This window comes from Streptomyces sp. RGM 3693, assembly GCF_050471125.1.
In the GTDB taxonomy this organism is placed as follows: domain Bacteria; phylum Actinomycetota; class Actinomycetes; order Streptomycetales; family Streptomycetaceae; genus Streptomyces.
In genome coordinates this window covers 398,063-413,135 of sequence record NZ_JBMPPQ010000002.1, presented here as the reverse complement: position 1 = coordinate 413,135, position 15,073 = coordinate 398,063, and the positions used below count along the sequence as shown (strand labels likewise).

15 protein-coding genes and 1 tRNA gene are annotated in these 15,073 nt (G+C 71.4%); 6 read left to right on the top strand and 10 right to left on the bottom strand.

Annotation, left to right across the window (positions count from 1 at the left end; all coding sequences use genetic code 11):
- Positions 1–54: 54 nt before the first annotated feature.
- The gene (pknB, locus tag ACO0M4_RS19165) at positions 55–2,052 is read left to right on the top strand and encodes a Stk1 family PASTA domain-containing Ser/Thr kinase (RefSeq protein ID WP_430371915.1); all 1,998 of its coding nucleotides are present in this window, start codon (positions 55–57) and stop codon (positions 2,050–2,052) included.
- An 84-nt stretch (positions 2,053–2,136) separates the two neighbouring features.
- Here the strand turns inward: pknB and ACO0M4_RS19160 are convergent, their stop codons facing one another.
- The 6 genes from ACO0M4_RS19160 to ACO0M4_RS19135 form a co-directional block, all read right to left on the bottom strand.
- A complete protein-coding gene (locus ACO0M4_RS19160) occupies positions 2,137–2,880 on the bottom strand; it encodes a class E sortase (RefSeq protein WP_430371914.1) in 744 nt (247 codons plus the stop codon).
- A 26-nt stretch (positions 2,881–2,906) separates the two neighbouring features.
- Positions 2,907–4,496, bottom strand: coding sequence for a class E sortase (locus ACO0M4_RS19155; RefSeq protein ID WP_430371913.1), 1,590 nt, complete (start codon positions 4,494–4,496; stop codon positions 2,907–2,909).
- Positions 4,493–5,149 carry an aminodeoxychorismate/anthranilate synthase component II gene (locus ACO0M4_RS19150; protein WP_430371911.1) on the bottom strand — a complete coding sequence of 219 codons (657 nt, stop codon included), beginning with the start codon at positions 5,147–5,149 and terminating at the stop codon, positions 4,493–4,495. Before ACO0M4_RS19150 ends, ACO0M4_RS19155 begins: the two co-directional genes overlap by 4 nt.
- Positions 5,146–5,322 carry a hypothetical protein gene (locus ACO0M4_RS19145; RefSeq protein ID WP_344574830.1) on the bottom strand — a complete coding sequence of 59 codons (177 nt, stop codon included), beginning with the start codon at positions 5,320–5,322 and terminating at the stop codon, positions 5,146–5,148. Before ACO0M4_RS19145 ends, ACO0M4_RS19150 begins: the two co-directional genes overlap by 4 nt.
- Before the next feature lie 81 nt (positions 5,323–5,403).
- Positions 5,404–6,093 carry a class E sortase gene (locus ACO0M4_RS19140; protein ID WP_430371910.1) on the bottom strand — a complete coding sequence of 230 codons (690 nt, stop codon included), beginning with the start codon at positions 6,091–6,093 and terminating at the stop codon, positions 5,404–5,406.
- Between the two features lie 36 nt (positions 6,094–6,129).
- The gene (locus ACO0M4_RS19135; RefSeq protein WP_430371908.1) at positions 6,130–6,900 is read right to left on the bottom strand and encodes a DUF881 domain-containing protein; all 771 of its coding nucleotides are present in this window, start codon (positions 6,898–6,900) and stop codon (positions 6,130–6,132) included.
- 170 nt (positions 6,901–7,070) lie between these two features.
- On the opposite strand from ACO0M4_RS19135, the gene crgA reads away from it, so the two are divergent.
- Positions 7,071–7,325, top strand: coding sequence for a cell division protein CrgA (crgA, locus tag ACO0M4_RS19130; protein WP_039634763.1), 255 nt, complete (start codon positions 7,071–7,073; stop codon positions 7,323–7,325).
- Between the two features lie 258 nt (positions 7,326–7,583).
- Here crgA and ACO0M4_RS19125 read toward each other — a convergent pair whose 3' ends face one another.
- Positions 7,584–8,489, bottom strand: a complete 906-nt coding sequence (locus ACO0M4_RS19125) for a rhomboid family intramembrane serine protease (RefSeq protein WP_430371906.1) — start codon at positions 8,487–8,489, stop codon at positions 7,584–7,586.
- A gap of 192 nt (positions 8,490–8,681) precedes the next feature.
- Positions 8,682–9,209: a peptidylprolyl isomerase gene (locus tag ACO0M4_RS19120; protein ID WP_430371904.1), complete on the bottom strand. Its 528-nt coding sequence runs from the start codon at positions 9,207–9,209 to the stop codon at positions 8,682–8,684.
- A 291-nt stretch (positions 9,210–9,500) separates the two neighbouring features.
- Between ACO0M4_RS19120 and ACO0M4_RS19115 the strand changes: the two genes are divergently transcribed.
- Entirely contained in the window at positions 9,501–10,223 is a 723-nt protein-coding gene (locus ACO0M4_RS19115; protein ID WP_430371903.1) for a DUF5324 family protein, read from the top strand.
- 100 nt (positions 10,224–10,323) lie between these two features.
- Here the strand turns inward: ACO0M4_RS19115 and ACO0M4_RS19110 are convergent, their stop codons facing one another.
- Positions 10,324–11,244: a LysR family transcriptional regulator gene (locus tag ACO0M4_RS19110; RefSeq protein ID WP_430371901.1), complete on the bottom strand. Its 921-nt coding sequence runs from the start codon at positions 11,242–11,244 to the stop codon at positions 10,324–10,326.
- Between the two features lie 93 nt (positions 11,245–11,337).
- Here ACO0M4_RS19110 and ACO0M4_RS19105 point away from each other — a divergent pair, with 93 nt between their 5' ends.
- Positions 11,338–12,717: an MFS transporter gene (locus ACO0M4_RS19105; RefSeq protein ID WP_430371900.1), complete on the top strand. Its 1,380-nt coding sequence runs from the start codon at positions 11,338–11,340 to the stop codon at positions 12,715–12,717.
- 107 nt (positions 12,718–12,824) lie between these two features.
- Here ACO0M4_RS19105 and ACO0M4_RS19100 read toward each other — a convergent pair.
- Positions 12,825–12,897: transfer RNA gene (locus tag ACO0M4_RS19100), tRNA-Ala, on the bottom strand.
- A gap of 129 nt (positions 12,898–13,026) precedes the next feature.
- On the opposite strand from ACO0M4_RS19100, the gene ACO0M4_RS19095 reads away from it, so the two are divergent.
- Positions 13,027–13,575 (top strand): helix-turn-helix domain-containing protein, encoded by a 549-nt coding sequence (locus ACO0M4_RS19095; protein ID WP_430371899.1) that lies wholly within the window; start codon positions 13,027–13,029, stop codon positions 13,573–13,575.
- Positions 13,576–13,639: 64 nt separating this feature from the next.
- On the top strand, positions 13,640–15,049 hold the full coding sequence (locus ACO0M4_RS19090) for a serine/threonine-protein kinase (protein ID WP_430371897.1): 1,410 nt from the start codon (positions 13,640–13,642) through the stop codon (positions 15,047–15,049).
- The last annotated feature ends 24 nt before the right edge of the window (positions 15,050–15,073 follow it).

The following is a 15,073-nucleotide window of genomic DNA, read 5'->3' as shown; positions in this document are numbered from 1 at the left end:
CGCCGGACCACACACGGGTGCGGTCGGGACTGACGGAGAGGGCTGGAGAAGCTTATGGAAGAGCCGCGTCGCCTCGGCGGCCGGTACGAGCTGGGCTCGGTGCTCGGCCGTGGTGGCATGGCGGAGGTCTACCTCGCGCATGACACCCGCCTCGGCCGCACCGTGGCAGTGAAGACGCTGCGGGTGGACCTCGCCCGCGATCCGTCCTTCCAGGCCCGGTTCCGCCGTGAGGCCCAGTCGGCCGCCTCGCTGAACCATCCGTCGATCGTCGCGGTCTACGACACCGGCGAGGACTACGTCGACGGGGTGTCGATCCCGTACATCGTCATGGAGTACGTGGACGGGTCGACGCTGCGTGAGCTGCTGCACTCCGGGCGGAAGCTGCTGCCCGAGCGGTCGCTGGAGATGACGACCGGTGTGCTGCAGGCGCTGGAGTACTCGCACCGCGCCGGGATCGTGCACCGCGACATCAAGCCGGCCAACGTGATGCTGACCCGTGCCGGCCAGGTCAAGGTGATGGACTTCGGTATCGCCCGGGCCATGGGTGATGCCGGTATGACCATGACGCAGACCGCGGCGGTGATCGGTACCGCGCAGTACCTCTCGCCGGAGCAGGCCAAGGGCGAGCAGGTCGATGCCCGCTCCGACCTGTATTCGACGGGCTGCCTGCTCTACGAGCTGCTGACGGTGCGGCCGCCGTTCGTCGGGGACTCCCCGGTCGCGGTGGCCTACCAGCATGTGCGGGAGGAGCCGCAGCCGCCGAGCACCTTCGATCCGGAGATCTCCCCGGAGATGGACGCGATCGTCCTGAAGGCGCTGGTCAAGGACCCGGACTACCGCTATCAGTCGGCGGACGAGATGCGGGCCGACATCGAGGCGGCGCTGGACGGTCAGCCGGTCGCGGCGACCACCGCGCTGGGCGCGGTCGGTTACGGCGAGCAGGACCAGCCGACGACGCTGCTGCGGGCGCAGGACCCGGGCGGTCCGAAGACGTCGATGCTGCCGCCGATAAACCCGGACGACGGGGGCTATGGCTACGACGACCGCGGGGACCGGCGGCGGGGCGGCGGCCAGAAGAAGAGCAACGTCTCGACGATCCTGCTGGTGCTGGCGGCGATCCTGGTGCTGGTCGGTGCGATCTTCATCGGCAAGGCGATGTTCAGCGGCGGGAACAAGAGCAACAGCATCACGGTGCCCAACCTCGTCGGCAAGTCGCTGGCGGATGCGAAGTCCTTCGGCGAGAACAGCTCCTTCAAGGTCGTCAAGAACGGCAGCAAGGAGTGCGACAACGCCAAGAAGGGCCAGGTCACCGAGCAGGACCCGGCGGACGGCGCGAAGATCGACAAGGGCGGCACGGTCAAGGTGACGATGTGCTCGGGTGCGGTGAAGGTGACCGTTCCCGACGTGCAGGGGATCCCCTTCGAGCAGGCGGAGAAGGAGCTCAACAGCAAGGGCTTCACCAACGTCACCAAGGCGGAAGAGGTGTCCGACCGGACGCCGGGCGTCGTCACGAAGCAGAACCCCGGCGCACAGTCCCAGACGACCAAGGACGCCCAGATCACGCTGACGGTAGCCAAGGCGGCGCCGAAGGCGACCATTCCGGACGTCAAGGGCCAGGACTTCAACGCCGCGAGCAAGCAGCTGACCGACCTGGGCTTCCAGGTCCAGCGGGGCCCCGACCAGAACGTGACCGACCCGGCCCAGAACGGCAAGGTCGTTGCCCAGAGCCCGGACGGGAACCAGCAGGCGGCCCAGAACTCGACGGTCACACTGACGGTCGGCAAGGCGGCGCAGGTGCAGGTGCCGGAGGTGCGGGGCAAGAAGGTGAAGGACGCCAAGCAGATCCTGCAGCAGGCGGGCTACACCAACATCCAGTTCGCGGGCGGCAGTTCGCAGGACGACAACGCCATGGTCATCAACCAGGACCCGCAGCCGGGGACCCAGGGCGACCCCGCGTCGACCACGGTGAACCTGACCACCGCGGGTGGCAACAACGGCGACAACAGCGGAGGCATCTTCGGCGGGCCCTTCGGCTGGGGCAAGAAGCACTAGCACCGGAACGGTCCGTACGACGGAGCCCCGGCGGCCCTTGGGAGGGCGGCCGGGGCTCCGTCGTGTGCGGGGCGGGCCGCAGGACTAGCGGAGTTCCTTGGGGGGTGTGCGGTCCGCGTTGACCTTCTCGGTGCGGACCAGTTCGCCCCAGACGATGTAGCGGTACTCCGAGGTGTAGACGGGGGTGCAGGTGGTGAGGGTGATGTAGCGGCCGGCCTTGTGCTTGCCGGATTCGGCCGGGATCTTGTCGAGGACGTTCACGTTGTACTTCGAGGTCTGCGGCAGCGTCGCGTAGACCTTGTAGACGTACCAGGTGTCCTTGGTCTCGAAGACGATCGGGTCGCCGACCTTGACCTTGTCGATGTTGTGGAACTTCGCGCCGTGGCCGTCGCGGTGAGCGGCGAGGGTGAAGTTGCCCTTCTCGTCCTGCGGCAGGGCCGACTTGACGGGCTTGGTGTAGTAGCCGGCCACGCCTTCGTTGAGGATCTCGCTGTCGGTGCCCTTCTTGACCAGCACGTCGCCGTTGTCCATCGCCGGGACGTGGAGGAAGCCGATGCCGTCCTTGGTGTCCAGTTCCCCCGGGCCCTTGGGGCTGGGGGCCGCGGCCCAGTGCTTGCGGACCTGGTCGCCCTGCTTGTGCGATTCGCGGTCGGCGAGGACGTTGGTCCACCACAGCGAGTAGACGACGAACAGTCCCAGGATCAGGCCGGCCGTGATGAGCAGTTCACCGATGACGCTGACGACGGTGGCGAAGGTCTGCCACCTCCGGCGTGGCTCCGGTGACGTCGCGGACCGGTCGTGGTCCTCGTCGATTCCGCTGGCAGTCACCGCGTAGCTCCCCTTCAGTTGTCCGCTCAGCCGGCGAGCGCTTCCGGTTTGCCCTTGCTCCGCGGCCGCTCGTCGACCATCTTGCCCCAGACGATCAACCGAAAGGTACTGGTGAATTCCGGGGTGCAGGTGGTCAGGGTGATGTAGCGCCCGGGGCCGGTGAATCCCGATCCGGGCGGCACCGGGGTGATCACGCTGGTGTTGCTGGGAGAGGTCTGCGGGAGGACGCTCTCCATCTCGTAGGTGTAGTAGGCGCTCTGCGTCTCCACGACGATCTTGTCGCCCTTGGTGAGGCGGTTGATGTAGCGGAACGGCTCGCCGTGGGTGTTGCGGTGGGCGGCGACGGCGAAGTTGCCGGCCTTGTCCCAGGGCATTGCGGTCTTGATGCCGCTGGCGGCGTCGTAGTGGCCGATCATGCCGTGGTCGAGGACGGAGTGCTTGTCGATGCCTTCGGCGATCGGGGCCTTCACGTCGAGTTTGGGGATGTACATGATGCCGAAGCGCTCGCCGGCCGCGAGGTTCTTCTTCTCGCCGCCGCCCTTGTCCCACTGCTGCTGGAGGTTGTTGGCGGCACCGCCGGCCTCCTCGTCGGCCATCACGTTCGTCCACCACAGCTGGTAGGTGACGAACAGCAGCATCAGCACGCCGAGGGTGATGAACACCTCGCCCAGCGCGCGGCTGGCGATCAGGCCGGGGCTGTCCTTGGCGGCGCGCTGGGCCCGGCGGGCCTCGACCCGGGTCATGGGGGGCTTGGGTGCCTCGGCTGCCGTTGCGGCGACGGCGGAAGCAGCGGTGGCGTGGGAGCCGCGTCGACCGTGGCGGCCGCCACGCTTGGCGGACGCCTGGGCGGCCTTGCGGCGGGCCGCGCGGCCACCCGTCTCCAGGGCGGTCGTGGTTTCACGTGAAACAGCGGCGGCGGCGTCGGTTTCACGTGAAACCACGACCGCGCTGGTTTCACGTGAAACAGCATCGCTTCCGGGCTGCTCGGCCTGGCGCAGCGCCATGGTCTCGTCGTCCAACCGCGGCGGGGCATCAGCCGGCGCGGAACGCCCGGGCCGACCGGACCGCGACGGAAGCAGCGGGGGGATCGTGGGGAGGGGCGCGGTGAGGGCCTCCGCGACCCCGTGCGGGCCGTGCGGGCCGGATATGGGCCCGGTGGGTGCTGCGTAGCCGCCGCGGCCGAAGCCGCCGTTCACCTGGCCGTAGATCTCGGTTTCGGGGCCGTACGCGGGCGCGGGCCGGGGCGCGGGCGGGGTGTCTCCGGTGCCGGGCTTGCGGTGCCGGGCCGGCCGCCGCGGGCCCGGCATCTCGGGCTGGGGGGAGGCCGGCGGGTCCTGGCGGGGCCGGAACCAGGGGGAGCCTTCCGCCCCGGCTCCTCCGCCGGCCCGGGCGGAGGACGCGTCCTGTGCATCTCGCGCGTACGGGTCCGGGTGCGGCGCCGCCGACCGGCCGGGCAGGGGGTCGTTCAGCGGGTCGTCGAGCCGCCCCACCGCCGTCTCGAACACGTCGGACCGGCCGTACGGGTCGGTGGGCGCGTACGGCTCGTGCGGTGTGTACGGCGGGTCCTCGTGCGGCTCGTAGGGCCGCCCTTCGTGTTCGGGGCGCAGCGCGGTCACGCGCCGGCCTTGCCGACCACCGGGGCAAGCCCCGCCGAACGCTCCACCGCTTCCTTGTCGCCGCATTCCACCAGCCAGTTGGCCAGCATCCGGTGCCCCCATTCCGTCAGTACCGACTCGGGGTGGAACTGCACGCCCTCCACGGGGAGTTCACGGTGCCGCAGGCCCATGATGATCCGGCCGCCGGGGGCGTCTTCGGCCTCCGTCCAGGCGGTGACGGTCAGTTCGTCGGGGACGGTGTCCGGTTCGACGGCCAGGGAGTGGTAGCGGGTGGCGGTGAACGGCGAGGGCAGTCCGGCGAAGACGCCGGCGCCCTCGTGGAGGACGGGCGAGGTCTTGCCGTGCAGCAGTTCGGGGGCCCGGTCGACCACCCCGCCGTAGGCGACCGCCATCGACTGGAGGCCCAGGCACACGCCGAACACCGGGACGCCGGTGTCCGCGCAGTGCCGGACCATGTCGACGCAGACCCCGGCCTGCTCGGGCGTACCGGGTCCCGGGGAGAGCAGCACACCGTCAAAGCCGTCCTGCGCGTGGCGAGGAGCGACCTCGTCGTTGCGCAGCACCTCGCATTCAGCACCGAGCTGGTAGAGGTACTGGACGAGGTTGAAGACGAAGCTGTCGTAGTTGTCGACGACGAGAATCCGTGCGGTCATCGGGTGGCTGCCATCCCTTGGTCGACAGTGACGTCATTGAAGGGGAGCAGTGGCTCCGCCCACGGAAAGACCCACTGGAAGAGCACGAAGACCACCGCCAGGGCGAGCACCACGGAAAGCAGCGCCTTCACCCACGTGGTGCCCGGCAGATGCCGCCAGATCCAGCCGTACATGCTGTCGCTGTCCCCTTGCCGATGCCGTTGACGATGTCGATTGCGACACCAGAGTAAGCGGAGAGGCTGTGCGCAGGTGGGTCAGCCGGGCAAAGCCGACGGCCTTCCCTGTGTGACGGGTTGGGTGGAATCGAGGTGTGCCCAGGCGATCAGTCGGTGGCTGTGGCCCCACTCCGGTTCGCAGGTGGTCAGGGTGAGGTAGCGGCCGGGGCCGGTGAAGCCGGACTTCCGCGGTACCGGGTCGATCACGCCGATGTCGGTGGGCAGCGTCGTGTAGGGGCGGTTGTCGATGCGGTAGGTGAACCACGTGGTGCCGTCGGTGAGGACCACGGCGTCCCCCGGGCGCAGTTGGGGGAAGTCCTTGAACGGGTCGCCGTAGGTGCGGCGGTGGCCGGCCACGGCGAAGTTGCCGGTCGCCCCGAGGCGGGCGGTGTGGTCGTAGTGGCCCAAGCCGCGCTGGAGGACGTCGGTCCCGGTGCCTTCCAGGACGGGCTTGGCCCAGTCCGGCCCGAAGCGGGGGATGTACATCACGGCGAAGGACCGGCCCGGTGGATAGCGGCGGGGCGGGGCGGTGGGTGCGGGGGCGGGGGTGCCGGCGGCGGCGACCGGGCCGGTGGACCACTGGTCCTGGAGCCTGCCGATCTCGCCGTCCATCGCGCTGTCCGCCCGGACGCCGGTCCAGTAGAGGAGGTAGACGACGAAGAGAACGATCAGTGCGCCGACGGTGAGGCAGATTTCGCTGGCCGTCCGTACGATCCACCGCGCCGTCATCCGACCGCCCCTCCCTGCCGGCCCGCGGGGTGCGGGCTACGGCTTCACAGGCTGTGCGTAGTGGAGATCCACTGTGCCGGAGTAGCCGGGAAGAGTCACCGCCTCGTGCTGGTCGACTTTCCAGCCGAGACCGTAGGCGTTGACGTACTGGAGGTAGTTCTGGATGGCGGGGGACGCGGTCAGCGCGCGGTTGAGGGCGTCCTGGTCGCCGACCGCGGTGATCTTGTAGGGCGGGGAGTAGACCTGGCCCTGGAGGATCAGGGTGTTGCCGACGCAGCGGACCGCGCTGGTGGAGATCAGCCGCTGGTCCATGACCTTGATGCCCTTGGCGCCGCCGTGCCAGAGGGCGTTCACCACGGCCTGGAGGTCCTGCTGATGGATGACCAGGTCGTTGGGCTGGGGCTCGGGGATGCCGGGGATCTTGGCGGTGGCGTTCGGTGGGGCGTCGGTGAGCGTGACCGTCACGCCCTGGCCGGACACCGGCTTGGTGCCGGCGTTCTTCTCCAGGGCCTGGAGCGCGGCCTCCGCCGTGGCGGAGGGGGCGGTGTCACGGCGGGCGAGGGCGTCGACCTCCGCGCGGAGGCTGGCGCTGCGCTCGTCCTGGGTGCCGTTCTTGTGGCTGCGTTCCTGGATGAGGTCGGACAGCCGCAGCATCGAGTCGTCCGAGCGGAGGTTGGTGCCGCGGGCGGTGTCGAAGCTCAGCCAGAACATCAGGCCGGCGAGGGCGAACACGAGGAGGGTGAGGAGCCGAACGGGCCGCAATCGGGCTCGGAGAGGGCGCCCGGGGGAGCCGGCGGAAGTGCTCAACGTACCCTTACTCCTTACGACGCCGCGGAAGCACTACGCTAACGGACGCCCGGGAAGGAAATCCGTTCCCCTCGTGTCCGTACCCTGGCTCCCGAACCGCTCCACGCGGAGGGGAACCGCCCACTCACCGTGGAGAGTGGGGGAGCAGCACATCGACAGGAGAGTTCCTCGTGCCGAAGTCACGGATCCGCAAGAAGGACGACTTCACGCCGCCGCCGGCGAAGACCACCAGCCTGAAGATGAATTCAGGCCGGGGTTGGGTCGCGCCGCTGATGCTGGCGATGTTCGTCATCGGGCTTGCGTGGATCGTGCTGTTCTACGTCTCCGAGGGTGATCTGCCGATCAAGGCGATGGGCAACTGGAACATCGTGTGCGGCTTCGGCTTCATCGCGGTGGGGTTCGGCGTCTCCACGCAGTGGAAGTAGCGCGGGCTCTGCCCTGGGGATAGTGCAAGCCCTACCCAAGGCCATCCACACAGTTATCCACAGTCGGGGAAAACTTCAGAAGATCTGTGGATAACCCTCGGGAGGTTGACGCCGGTGTGACCGGCGGCACCTCCCGACGTCGGCCTCCGCCCCCGTTCCTTCCTGCGGAAACGCCGTTCGGCGGGGTGCGGAAGTCAACTTCTGCACAGCATGCACAAGATCCTTCACGGACTGTGGACAACGTGTCCCCGCGGAGCCTCAGCCCACCAGCTGAACGGTCCGTACCCACACCACCGCGACGATCACGAGCAGGGCCAGCACGCACGTCCCGACGTGCACCAGCGTCCGGCGGTCCCGCGGTGCGTGCACCATCCCGAACGCCACCGCGGCGCCCACGATCAGCCCGCCGACGTGCGCCTGCCAGGCGATGTTCGGCCACAGGAACGTGAAGGCCAGGTTCAGGGCGAGCAGGATCAGCACCGGCTTCATGTCGTACCGCAGCCGGCGCATCAGCACCGCCGTGGCGCCCAGCAGCCCGAAGATCGCGCCGGACGCCCCCAGCGACGGCTGGTTCTGCGCGACCAGGAAGTAGGACAGGGCACTGCCGCCCAGGCCGGCGAGCAGGTAGAGCGCGGTGAAGCGGAGCCGGCCGAGCGCCGCCTCCAGCGGCGGGCCCAGCCACCACAACGAGAGCATGTTGAAGCCGATGTGCGCGATCTGCTGGTGCAGGAAGACCGCGGTCAGCAGGCGGTACCACTCGCCGTGGGCGACCCCGACCAGTTGGTAGCGGCTCGGGTCGACGGCCAGCCCGATCATGTCGAGCCGATTGACCAGGTCGCCATGGGTCACGGACACCGCGATGAAGACGGCGATGTTGAGGCCCAGCAGGATCTTGGTGATCAGCCGCGGGTCGGCGGTGAGCATGCCGCCCGCTATCGTGCGCGGCGCACTGGCCTGCGGCGCCGGGCCGCTGCCGCCGCCGTTGCGCACGCAGTCCGGGCACTGGAAGCCGACCGAGGCGCTGATCATGCACTCCGGGCAGATCGGCCGGTCGCAACGGGTGCAGCGGATACCGGTCGGCCGGTCCGGGTGACGGTGGCAACCGGGCAGGCCGTCGTGGCCGTGCGCCTGCTGCGGCTCCTGCGGGCTGCCTGGCTGGTCCATCGGTCCCCTAAGTCCTCGTTCTGGCCGGGGGCGCGGGCACCCACCGCGGCGACCGCCCCACAACGAGCTGCGCGCCCCGCCCACCCGTCGCCCGGCCACCGCCCCACAACGAGCTGCGCGCCCCGTCTCCATCATCTACGACCGGACGGGGCGCGATGGTTCCCCGGATCGGACCGGGGCACCAGACCCGGGTCAGCGGGTCTCGATGACCACCGACTCGATGACGACGTCCTGCACCGGACGGTCGGTACGCGGGTTGGTCTGGGTCTCGGCGATGGTGTCCACGACCTTCTTGCTGGCCTCGTTGGTGACCTCACCGAAGATGGTGTGCTTGCCCGTCAGCCAGGCCGTCGGGGACACGGTGATGAAGAACTGCGAGCCGTTGGTGCCCGGGCCGGCGTTGGCCATCGCCAGCAGGTACGGCTTGTTGAACGCCAGGTCGGGGTGGAACTCGTCGGCGAACTTGTAGCCGGGGCCGCCGGTGCCGTTGCCCAGCGGGTCACCGCCCTGCAGCATGAAGCCACTGATCACGCGGTGGAAGACGGTGCCGTCGTAGAGACGGGCGGTGGTCTTCTGACCGGTGTTCGGGTCGATCCACTCCCGCTCGCCGTTGGCGAGCTCGACGAAGTTCTTGACCGTCTTGGGGGCGTGGTTCGGCAGAAGCCGGAGTTCGATGTCGCCCTGGTTCGTCTTCAGGGTGGCGTAGAGCTGCTCAGCCACGATCTACCTTCCATAAGTCTTCACTGACGGTCCCCGATCCTGTCATGAACCACCTGCCGGACGCCGGGCCGCCACCTCTTGATGGGTTTCGCACTGATTTCTCGCGCATGGTGCGGCATCGCGTGGCATTGTCTTCACAAGATCCCGAAAGGCCCCCGATGACCCGGATGCCCGCTCGCACGTGCCGTGCGGACAGGGAGCGGGCATGCTCGTCAATCGGGTGGACAGGCGACACAGCAGAGGCGGGGGAGCAGCCCCCAGACCCGGACCCCACCGAGGAGGAGGATCCCCGTGACCCGCAAGGACAGCGTGCGCGCCGCGACCCATACGGCCAAGGACGGCGTGCGGCACGCAGCGGAGGTGGTGGCTCCCTATGCCGGTACGGCCAAGGAGGCCGCTGTCCACTACTCGCACGAGGCCCGCACCCGGCTGGCTCCCAAGGTTGCCGAGGCGGCCCATCAGGCCCGGACCCAGTACGACACCCATCTGTACCCGCGGATCGAGCACGCCCGCGGCGCCCTGCCGCCCAAGGTGGACGCGGTGGCGACCCGGGCCGCCCTCCGCACCCGCCAGGCAGCCCGCCAGGCCGCCGACTACACCACCCCGCGGCTGGAGAACGCCGTGGTCAACGCCCGGGCGGCGGCCGAGCCGGTACGTGAGGAGGCGCTGGCCCGGGGCGCCGCCGCGCTGGCCGCACTCCGCGGGCAGGTGACGGCCGCGGAGATCGAGAAGCTCCAGAAGAAGCAGTGCCGCCGGGCGGCCTGCGGCAAGGCCGCCAAGCGGCTGGCGCTGCTGGGCATCGTGGTGGCCGGCGCGGTCGCCGCCTGGAAGTGGTGGGACAAGCAGGCCAACCCGGACTGGCTGGTCGAGCCGCCGGCGCCCACCGAGGTCGGCGACCGCGGCCACCTGAGCGCCGTCGACGGCAGCCAGGGCACCCCGCTCGACCCCGACGTCCAGGCCAAGCAGGCCGAGACCGACTCCGACAAGCGACGGGGTGGCGACTCCACCGCCTGATCCCCGGCCGCACCGCCACCGGGCCGCGCCCCGCACCAGGGCGCGGCCCGGTGGCGCGCCGGCCACGGTGGCGCACTGGCCCGGAACGACGGCGGGCCGGTCAGGACGCCGCGGACCGGCTCCCCTCCGCGGCCAGCGGATCGGCCCGTCGGGCCAGGTCCAGGAGGGCGCGCAGGGGCCGTTCGGCGACGCCGAGGCGCGGGTGCCACTGGGCGATGATGTTGACCGGGCGGAGCGGTTCGAGGAGCCGGAGGGTGACCAGCTCGCTCTGCTCCAGCTCCCGGGCGACCGCCAGCGCCGGCAACAGCGAGATGCCCCGGCCGTGGGCGGTCAGCCGGAGCAGCGCGGACAGCGAGCCGGTGACCGTCGCCAGCTGCGCCCCGGCCAGCAGGTCCCGGCCCAGGCAGTCGACCAGCATCTCGGAGGTGCAGCCCGGTTCGGCGACCAGGAACGCGCAGTCCAGCAGCTGCTCCGGCAGCACCCGCTTCTGCTGGGCCAGCGGATGGGCGGGGCCGGCCACCAGCACCGTGCGGTCGTGGCCGACGACGGCGTGCGGGCCGACCGCCAGCTGCCCGTTGTCGTACTGGAACACCACGTCCAATTCGCCCGCGACGAAGGCCCGGTGCACCCGGCTGCGGCTGCCCACCGTCAGCTCCACCTCGGCGCTCGTACCGGGCCCGGCCGCGCCGTACTCCAGGGCCGCCAGCACCTCCGGCATCCAGGCGTGCGCCAGCGACTCCTGGGCGCCGATCCGCAGCCGGGGGCGTTCGCCGCGGGCGGCCCGGCGCATCCGCCCTTCCAGTTCCAGCGCCTCGCGGGCGTGCGGCAGCAGCCGGCGGCCGGCGTCGGTGAGCGTGGCGCCGCTGCCGGCGCGCACCAGGACCGTGGCGTCCAACTCCGCTTCTAGGCGCTTGAGTTGGGCACTCACACTGGACTGGGCATAGCCCAACTCTTGGGCGGCGGCGGAGATTCCGCCGTGGTCGGCGACGGCGACGAAGGCGCGGAGGTAGCGTGAGTCCACCTCGTAAGGATGCCACCGGCCATCGAACTTTCCGATGGGGATATCGGAAGTGCGGCGTCGCCGGCCGGCCCGCCTCCGGGCCACCGTGCTGCCATGACCACCGACACCCGCGCGCCGGCCACCGGCGCCACCGCACCGGCACCCGTCCGGTCCCGGCTCGCGTTCGCCGGCATCGCCACCGGCAACCTGCTCGTCCTCCTCGACACCACGATCCTCAACGTCGCCCTCCCCGACCTGCGGGGTTCGCTGCACCCGGCCGCCACCGCGCTGCCCTGGACGGTCGACGCCTACACCGTCGTCTTCGCCGGGCTGCTGCTCGCCGCGGGCGTGTTCGCCGACCGCTGGGGCGCGCGCCGGATGTACGTCGGGGCGCTGGTCGGCTTCGCGGGCCTGTCCGCGCTCTGCGCCGTGGCGCCCGGCGCCGGTTCGCTGATCGCCGGGCGGGCGCTGCTGGGGGCGGCCGGCGCCGGGCTGGTGCCGGCCTCGCTGGCGCTGCTCATCGCGCTCTACCCGGATCCCGCGCGGCGCACCCGCGCGATCGGCGCCTGGGCGGCGCTGAGCGGACTGGGCGCGGCGGCCGGGCCCGTACTGGGCGGCGGACTCGTCGAACTCGGCGGCTGGCGGCTGGTGTTCCTGGTGAACCCGCCGATCGCGCTGGCCGCGCTGCTGCTCGCCCGCCGGCTCCCGACGCCCCCCGCACCGGCCGCCGGCGCGACCGGGCGCGCCCTGGACCGAGCCGGGCTACTGCTGTCCACCGGCGCGCTCGGCGCGCTCACCTTCGGTCTGGTCGAGGCCGGCATCGAAGGCTGGTCCGCGCCGACCGCCTGGGTGCCGATCGCGGCGGCGGTGCTCGCTTTCGCCGCGCTGACCGTCGTGGAACGCCGGGTTCCGGCGCCCGTACTGCCGCCGGCGCTGCTGGCACTGCCCCGGGTACGGGCCGCCATGCTGGCCGCCGCGGTGTCCTGCTTCGCCTACTTCGGCGGGATGTACCTGCTCGCCCTGTGGCTACAGCGCACCTACGCGCTCTCGCCGTTCGCCGCCGGGCTGGCCTCCCTCCCCCTCACCTTCCCGGTGTGCGTGATGCCGTTCTTCACCGGGCGACTGGTGGCCCGGCACGGCGCCCGGCCGGTGCTGCTGACCGGGATGACCGCCACCGCGCTGGCCGGGGCGCTGCTGCTGCTCGCCGGCTGCCGGCCCCCGCTCCCCCTGCTCCTGGTCACCGAGCTGGCGCTGGCCGCCGCGGGCACCCTCTCCATCCCCGGTGCCGCCGCCGAGATGGCCGTCGCCGCACCGACCGAACTGGCCGCCACCGCACAGGGCGCCCTCAACGGGATCCGGCAGGCGGGCTCGGCGCTGGGGGTCGCGGTCCTGGGCACCGTGGGCGGGCTACCGGACGCGGGCGGGGTGCTCGTCGTCGCCGGGCTCGCCGCGGTCCTACTGATCTTCCGCTCGGGCGCCACGGCCCGCCGGTGAGGGCAGCCGCCGCGCGGCCCCGGCCCGCGACGCCTCGCACCGACCCGCCGCAGCGGCACACAAAAACCCCTCCGCCCGCGTTCTCGCAGGTCGGAGGGGTTTGGGGGTGGAGCCTAGGGGAGTCGAACCCCTGACATCTGCCATGCAAAGACAGCGCTCTACCAACTGAGCTAAGGCCCCTTCGCCGAACAGGGTACCCGGTGTCGGGGTGCTTTCCCGACCGGGTATCGCCGCGCACCGTTGCTCTCCGTAGGATGCTTCGCGAGATTCGCGGCAGCGAAGCGCGATCGGGGATACAGGGGAGACGGCATGGATGCAGCACAGCAGGAAGCCACCGCGCGGGCCCGGGAGCTCCAGCGCAGTTGGTACGGGGAACCTCTGGGCGCGCTGTTCCGCCGGCTCATCGACGATCTCGGGCTGAACCAGGCCCGACTGGCCGCGGTGCTCGGGCTGTCCGCCCCGATGCTGTCCCAGCTGATGAGCGGGCAGCGCGCGAAGATAGGCAACCCGGCCGTGGTGCAGCGGGTGCAGGCGCTGCAAGAGCTGGCCGGTCAGGTCGCGGACGGCAGCGTCAGCGCCGCCGAGGCCACCGACCGGATGGAAGAGATCAAGAAGACGGCGGGCGGCTCGGTGCTGAACAACACCACCCAGACCACGTCGTCGACGGGCGCCACCACGGTGCGCCGGGTGGTGCGGGAGATCCAGTCGCTGCTGCGGTCGGTCTCCGACGCCGGCGAGATCATCGACGCGGCGAACAGCCTCGCTGCCACCCACCCCGAGCTGGCAGAGCTCCTCCGGGTCTACGGTGCCGGCCGTACCGCCGACGCGGTCGCCCACTACGAGGCGCACCAGAGCTGACATCGCGGGCGGCCGCCGGGGAGTTGGCCGTAGGGAGTCGTGATCCAGAAGCGGACGGGGCGCAATGGGTGAGATCTTCGCCGGTCGGTACGAGCTCGTCGACCCGATCGGTCGGGGCGGGGTGGGCGCTGTCTGGCGCGCTTGGGACCACCGGCGCCGCCGTTACGTGGCGGCCAAAGTGCTGCAACAGAGCGACGCGCACACCCTGCTGCGCTTCGTGCGGGAGCAGGCGCTGCGGATCGATCATCCGCATGTGCTGGCCCCGGCGAGTTGGGCCGCGGACGACGACAAGGTGCTGTTCACCATGGACCTGGTGCACGGCGGCTCGTTGGCCCATCTGACCGGAGACTACGGCCCGTTGCCGCCGCGGATGGTGTGCACGCTGATGGACCAGCTGCTGGCCGGGCTGACCGCCGTGCACGCCGAGGGCGTGGTGCACCGGGACATCAAACCGGCGAACATCCTGCTGGAGGCCACCGGCACCGGCCGCCCACACCTGCGGCTGTCCGACTTCGGCATCGCCATGCGCAAGGGCGAGCCGCGGCTGACCGAGACCAACTACGTGGTGGGGACGCCGGGTTACTTCGCGCCGGAGCAGATGCTGGGCGCCGAGCCGGACTTCCCCGCGGACCTGTTCGCGGCCGGACTGGTCGCGCTCAGCCTGATCACCGGCGCCAAGCCGGACACCGAGGCGCTGGTCCGGCGGTTCGCGGAGCACGGCATACCGAACGCGCCCGAGGACGTGCCGGAGCCGCTGTGGCAGGTGCTGGCGTCGCTGCTGCACCCCGATCCGGAGGCCCGGTTCAAGACCGCGACGGGGGCGCGGAAGGCGCTGCTGGCGGCAGCCGAGCTGCTGCCGGAGGCGACCATCGAGGACGAGGTCATCGAGGTCTTCGACCACATCGGGCCGCTGCCGGCCGGGTTCGCCCCGGACGGGCCGCTGCGCAGCGCACCGGGCGGCGGCACCACCGGGAGCACCACCGTGGCCACCGCGGGGTCCACGGAGCCCACCGACAGCGGCGGGCGCCCGGCCGCCGGCCCGGCCTCCCTCTCGGACACCGGCAGCTTCCACCTCGCGCCGCCGGAACTGCCCGTCCCGCCGCAGCCGAGCACCCCGCCGCCCCCGGCCCCGCCGACCACCGCGCCGCCCCCGGGCACCCCGCCGCGCGGCACCGTCCCGGCACCGCCGACCACCCCGCCCCGGACCCCGCCGCCGGCTCCGGTCCCGGCGCCGATGCCGCGGTACGAGCCGACCGCCGCGGCGCACCCGGAGGCGTCCACGACCCGCCCGTACACCGCCGGGCAGCCGCCGCTGCCGGGGCAACCCCCGACCGGGGGCGTCCGGGTGCCAGTGGCGCCTCCCCCGGCCGCCCCGGTACGGAAACCGGGACCGCCCCCGAAGGTCGCGGTCCCGATCCTGATCGTGGCGCTGCTGTGCATCGCGGTCGGGGTGTGGGCGCTGTTCGCCGCCTGAGCGGCGGGCGCCCGGCCGTCGCGC

Excerpts from the sequence above, each read along its gene's own strand:
- ACO0M4_RS19145 (WP_344574830.1), bottom strand. The coding sequence starts at position 5,322 with ATGTACGGCTGGATCTGGCGGCATCTGCCGGGCACCACGTGGGTGAAG.
- ACO0M4_RS19125 (WP_430371906.1), bottom strand. The coding sequence starts at position 8,489 with ATGGACCAGCCAGGCAGCCCGCAGGAGCCGCAGCAGGCGCACGGCCAC.
- ACO0M4_RS19105 (WP_430371900.1), top strand. The coding sequence starts at position 11,338 with ATGACCACCGACACCCGCGCGCCGGCCACCGGCGCCACCGCACCGGCA.
- ACO0M4_RS19140 (WP_430371910.1), bottom strand. The coding sequence starts at position 6,093 with ATGACGGCGCGGTGGATCGTACGGACGGCCAGCGAAATCTGCCTCACC.
- ACO0M4_RS19090 (WP_430371897.1), top strand. The coding sequence starts at position 13,640 with ATGGGTGAGATCTTCGCCGGTCGGTACGAGCTCGTCGACCCGATCGGT.
- ACO0M4_RS19095 (WP_430371899.1), top strand. The coding sequence starts at position 13,027 with ATGGATGCAGCACAGCAGGAAGCCACCGCGCGGGCCCGGGAGCTCCAG.
- ACO0M4_RS19150 (WP_430371911.1), bottom strand. The coding sequence starts at position 5,149 with ATGACCGCACGGATTCTCGTCGTCGACAACTACGACAGCTTCGTCTTC.
- pknB (WP_430371915.1), top strand. The coding sequence starts at position 55 with ATGGAAGAGCCGCGTCGCCTCGGCGGCCGGTACGAGCTGGGCTCGGTG.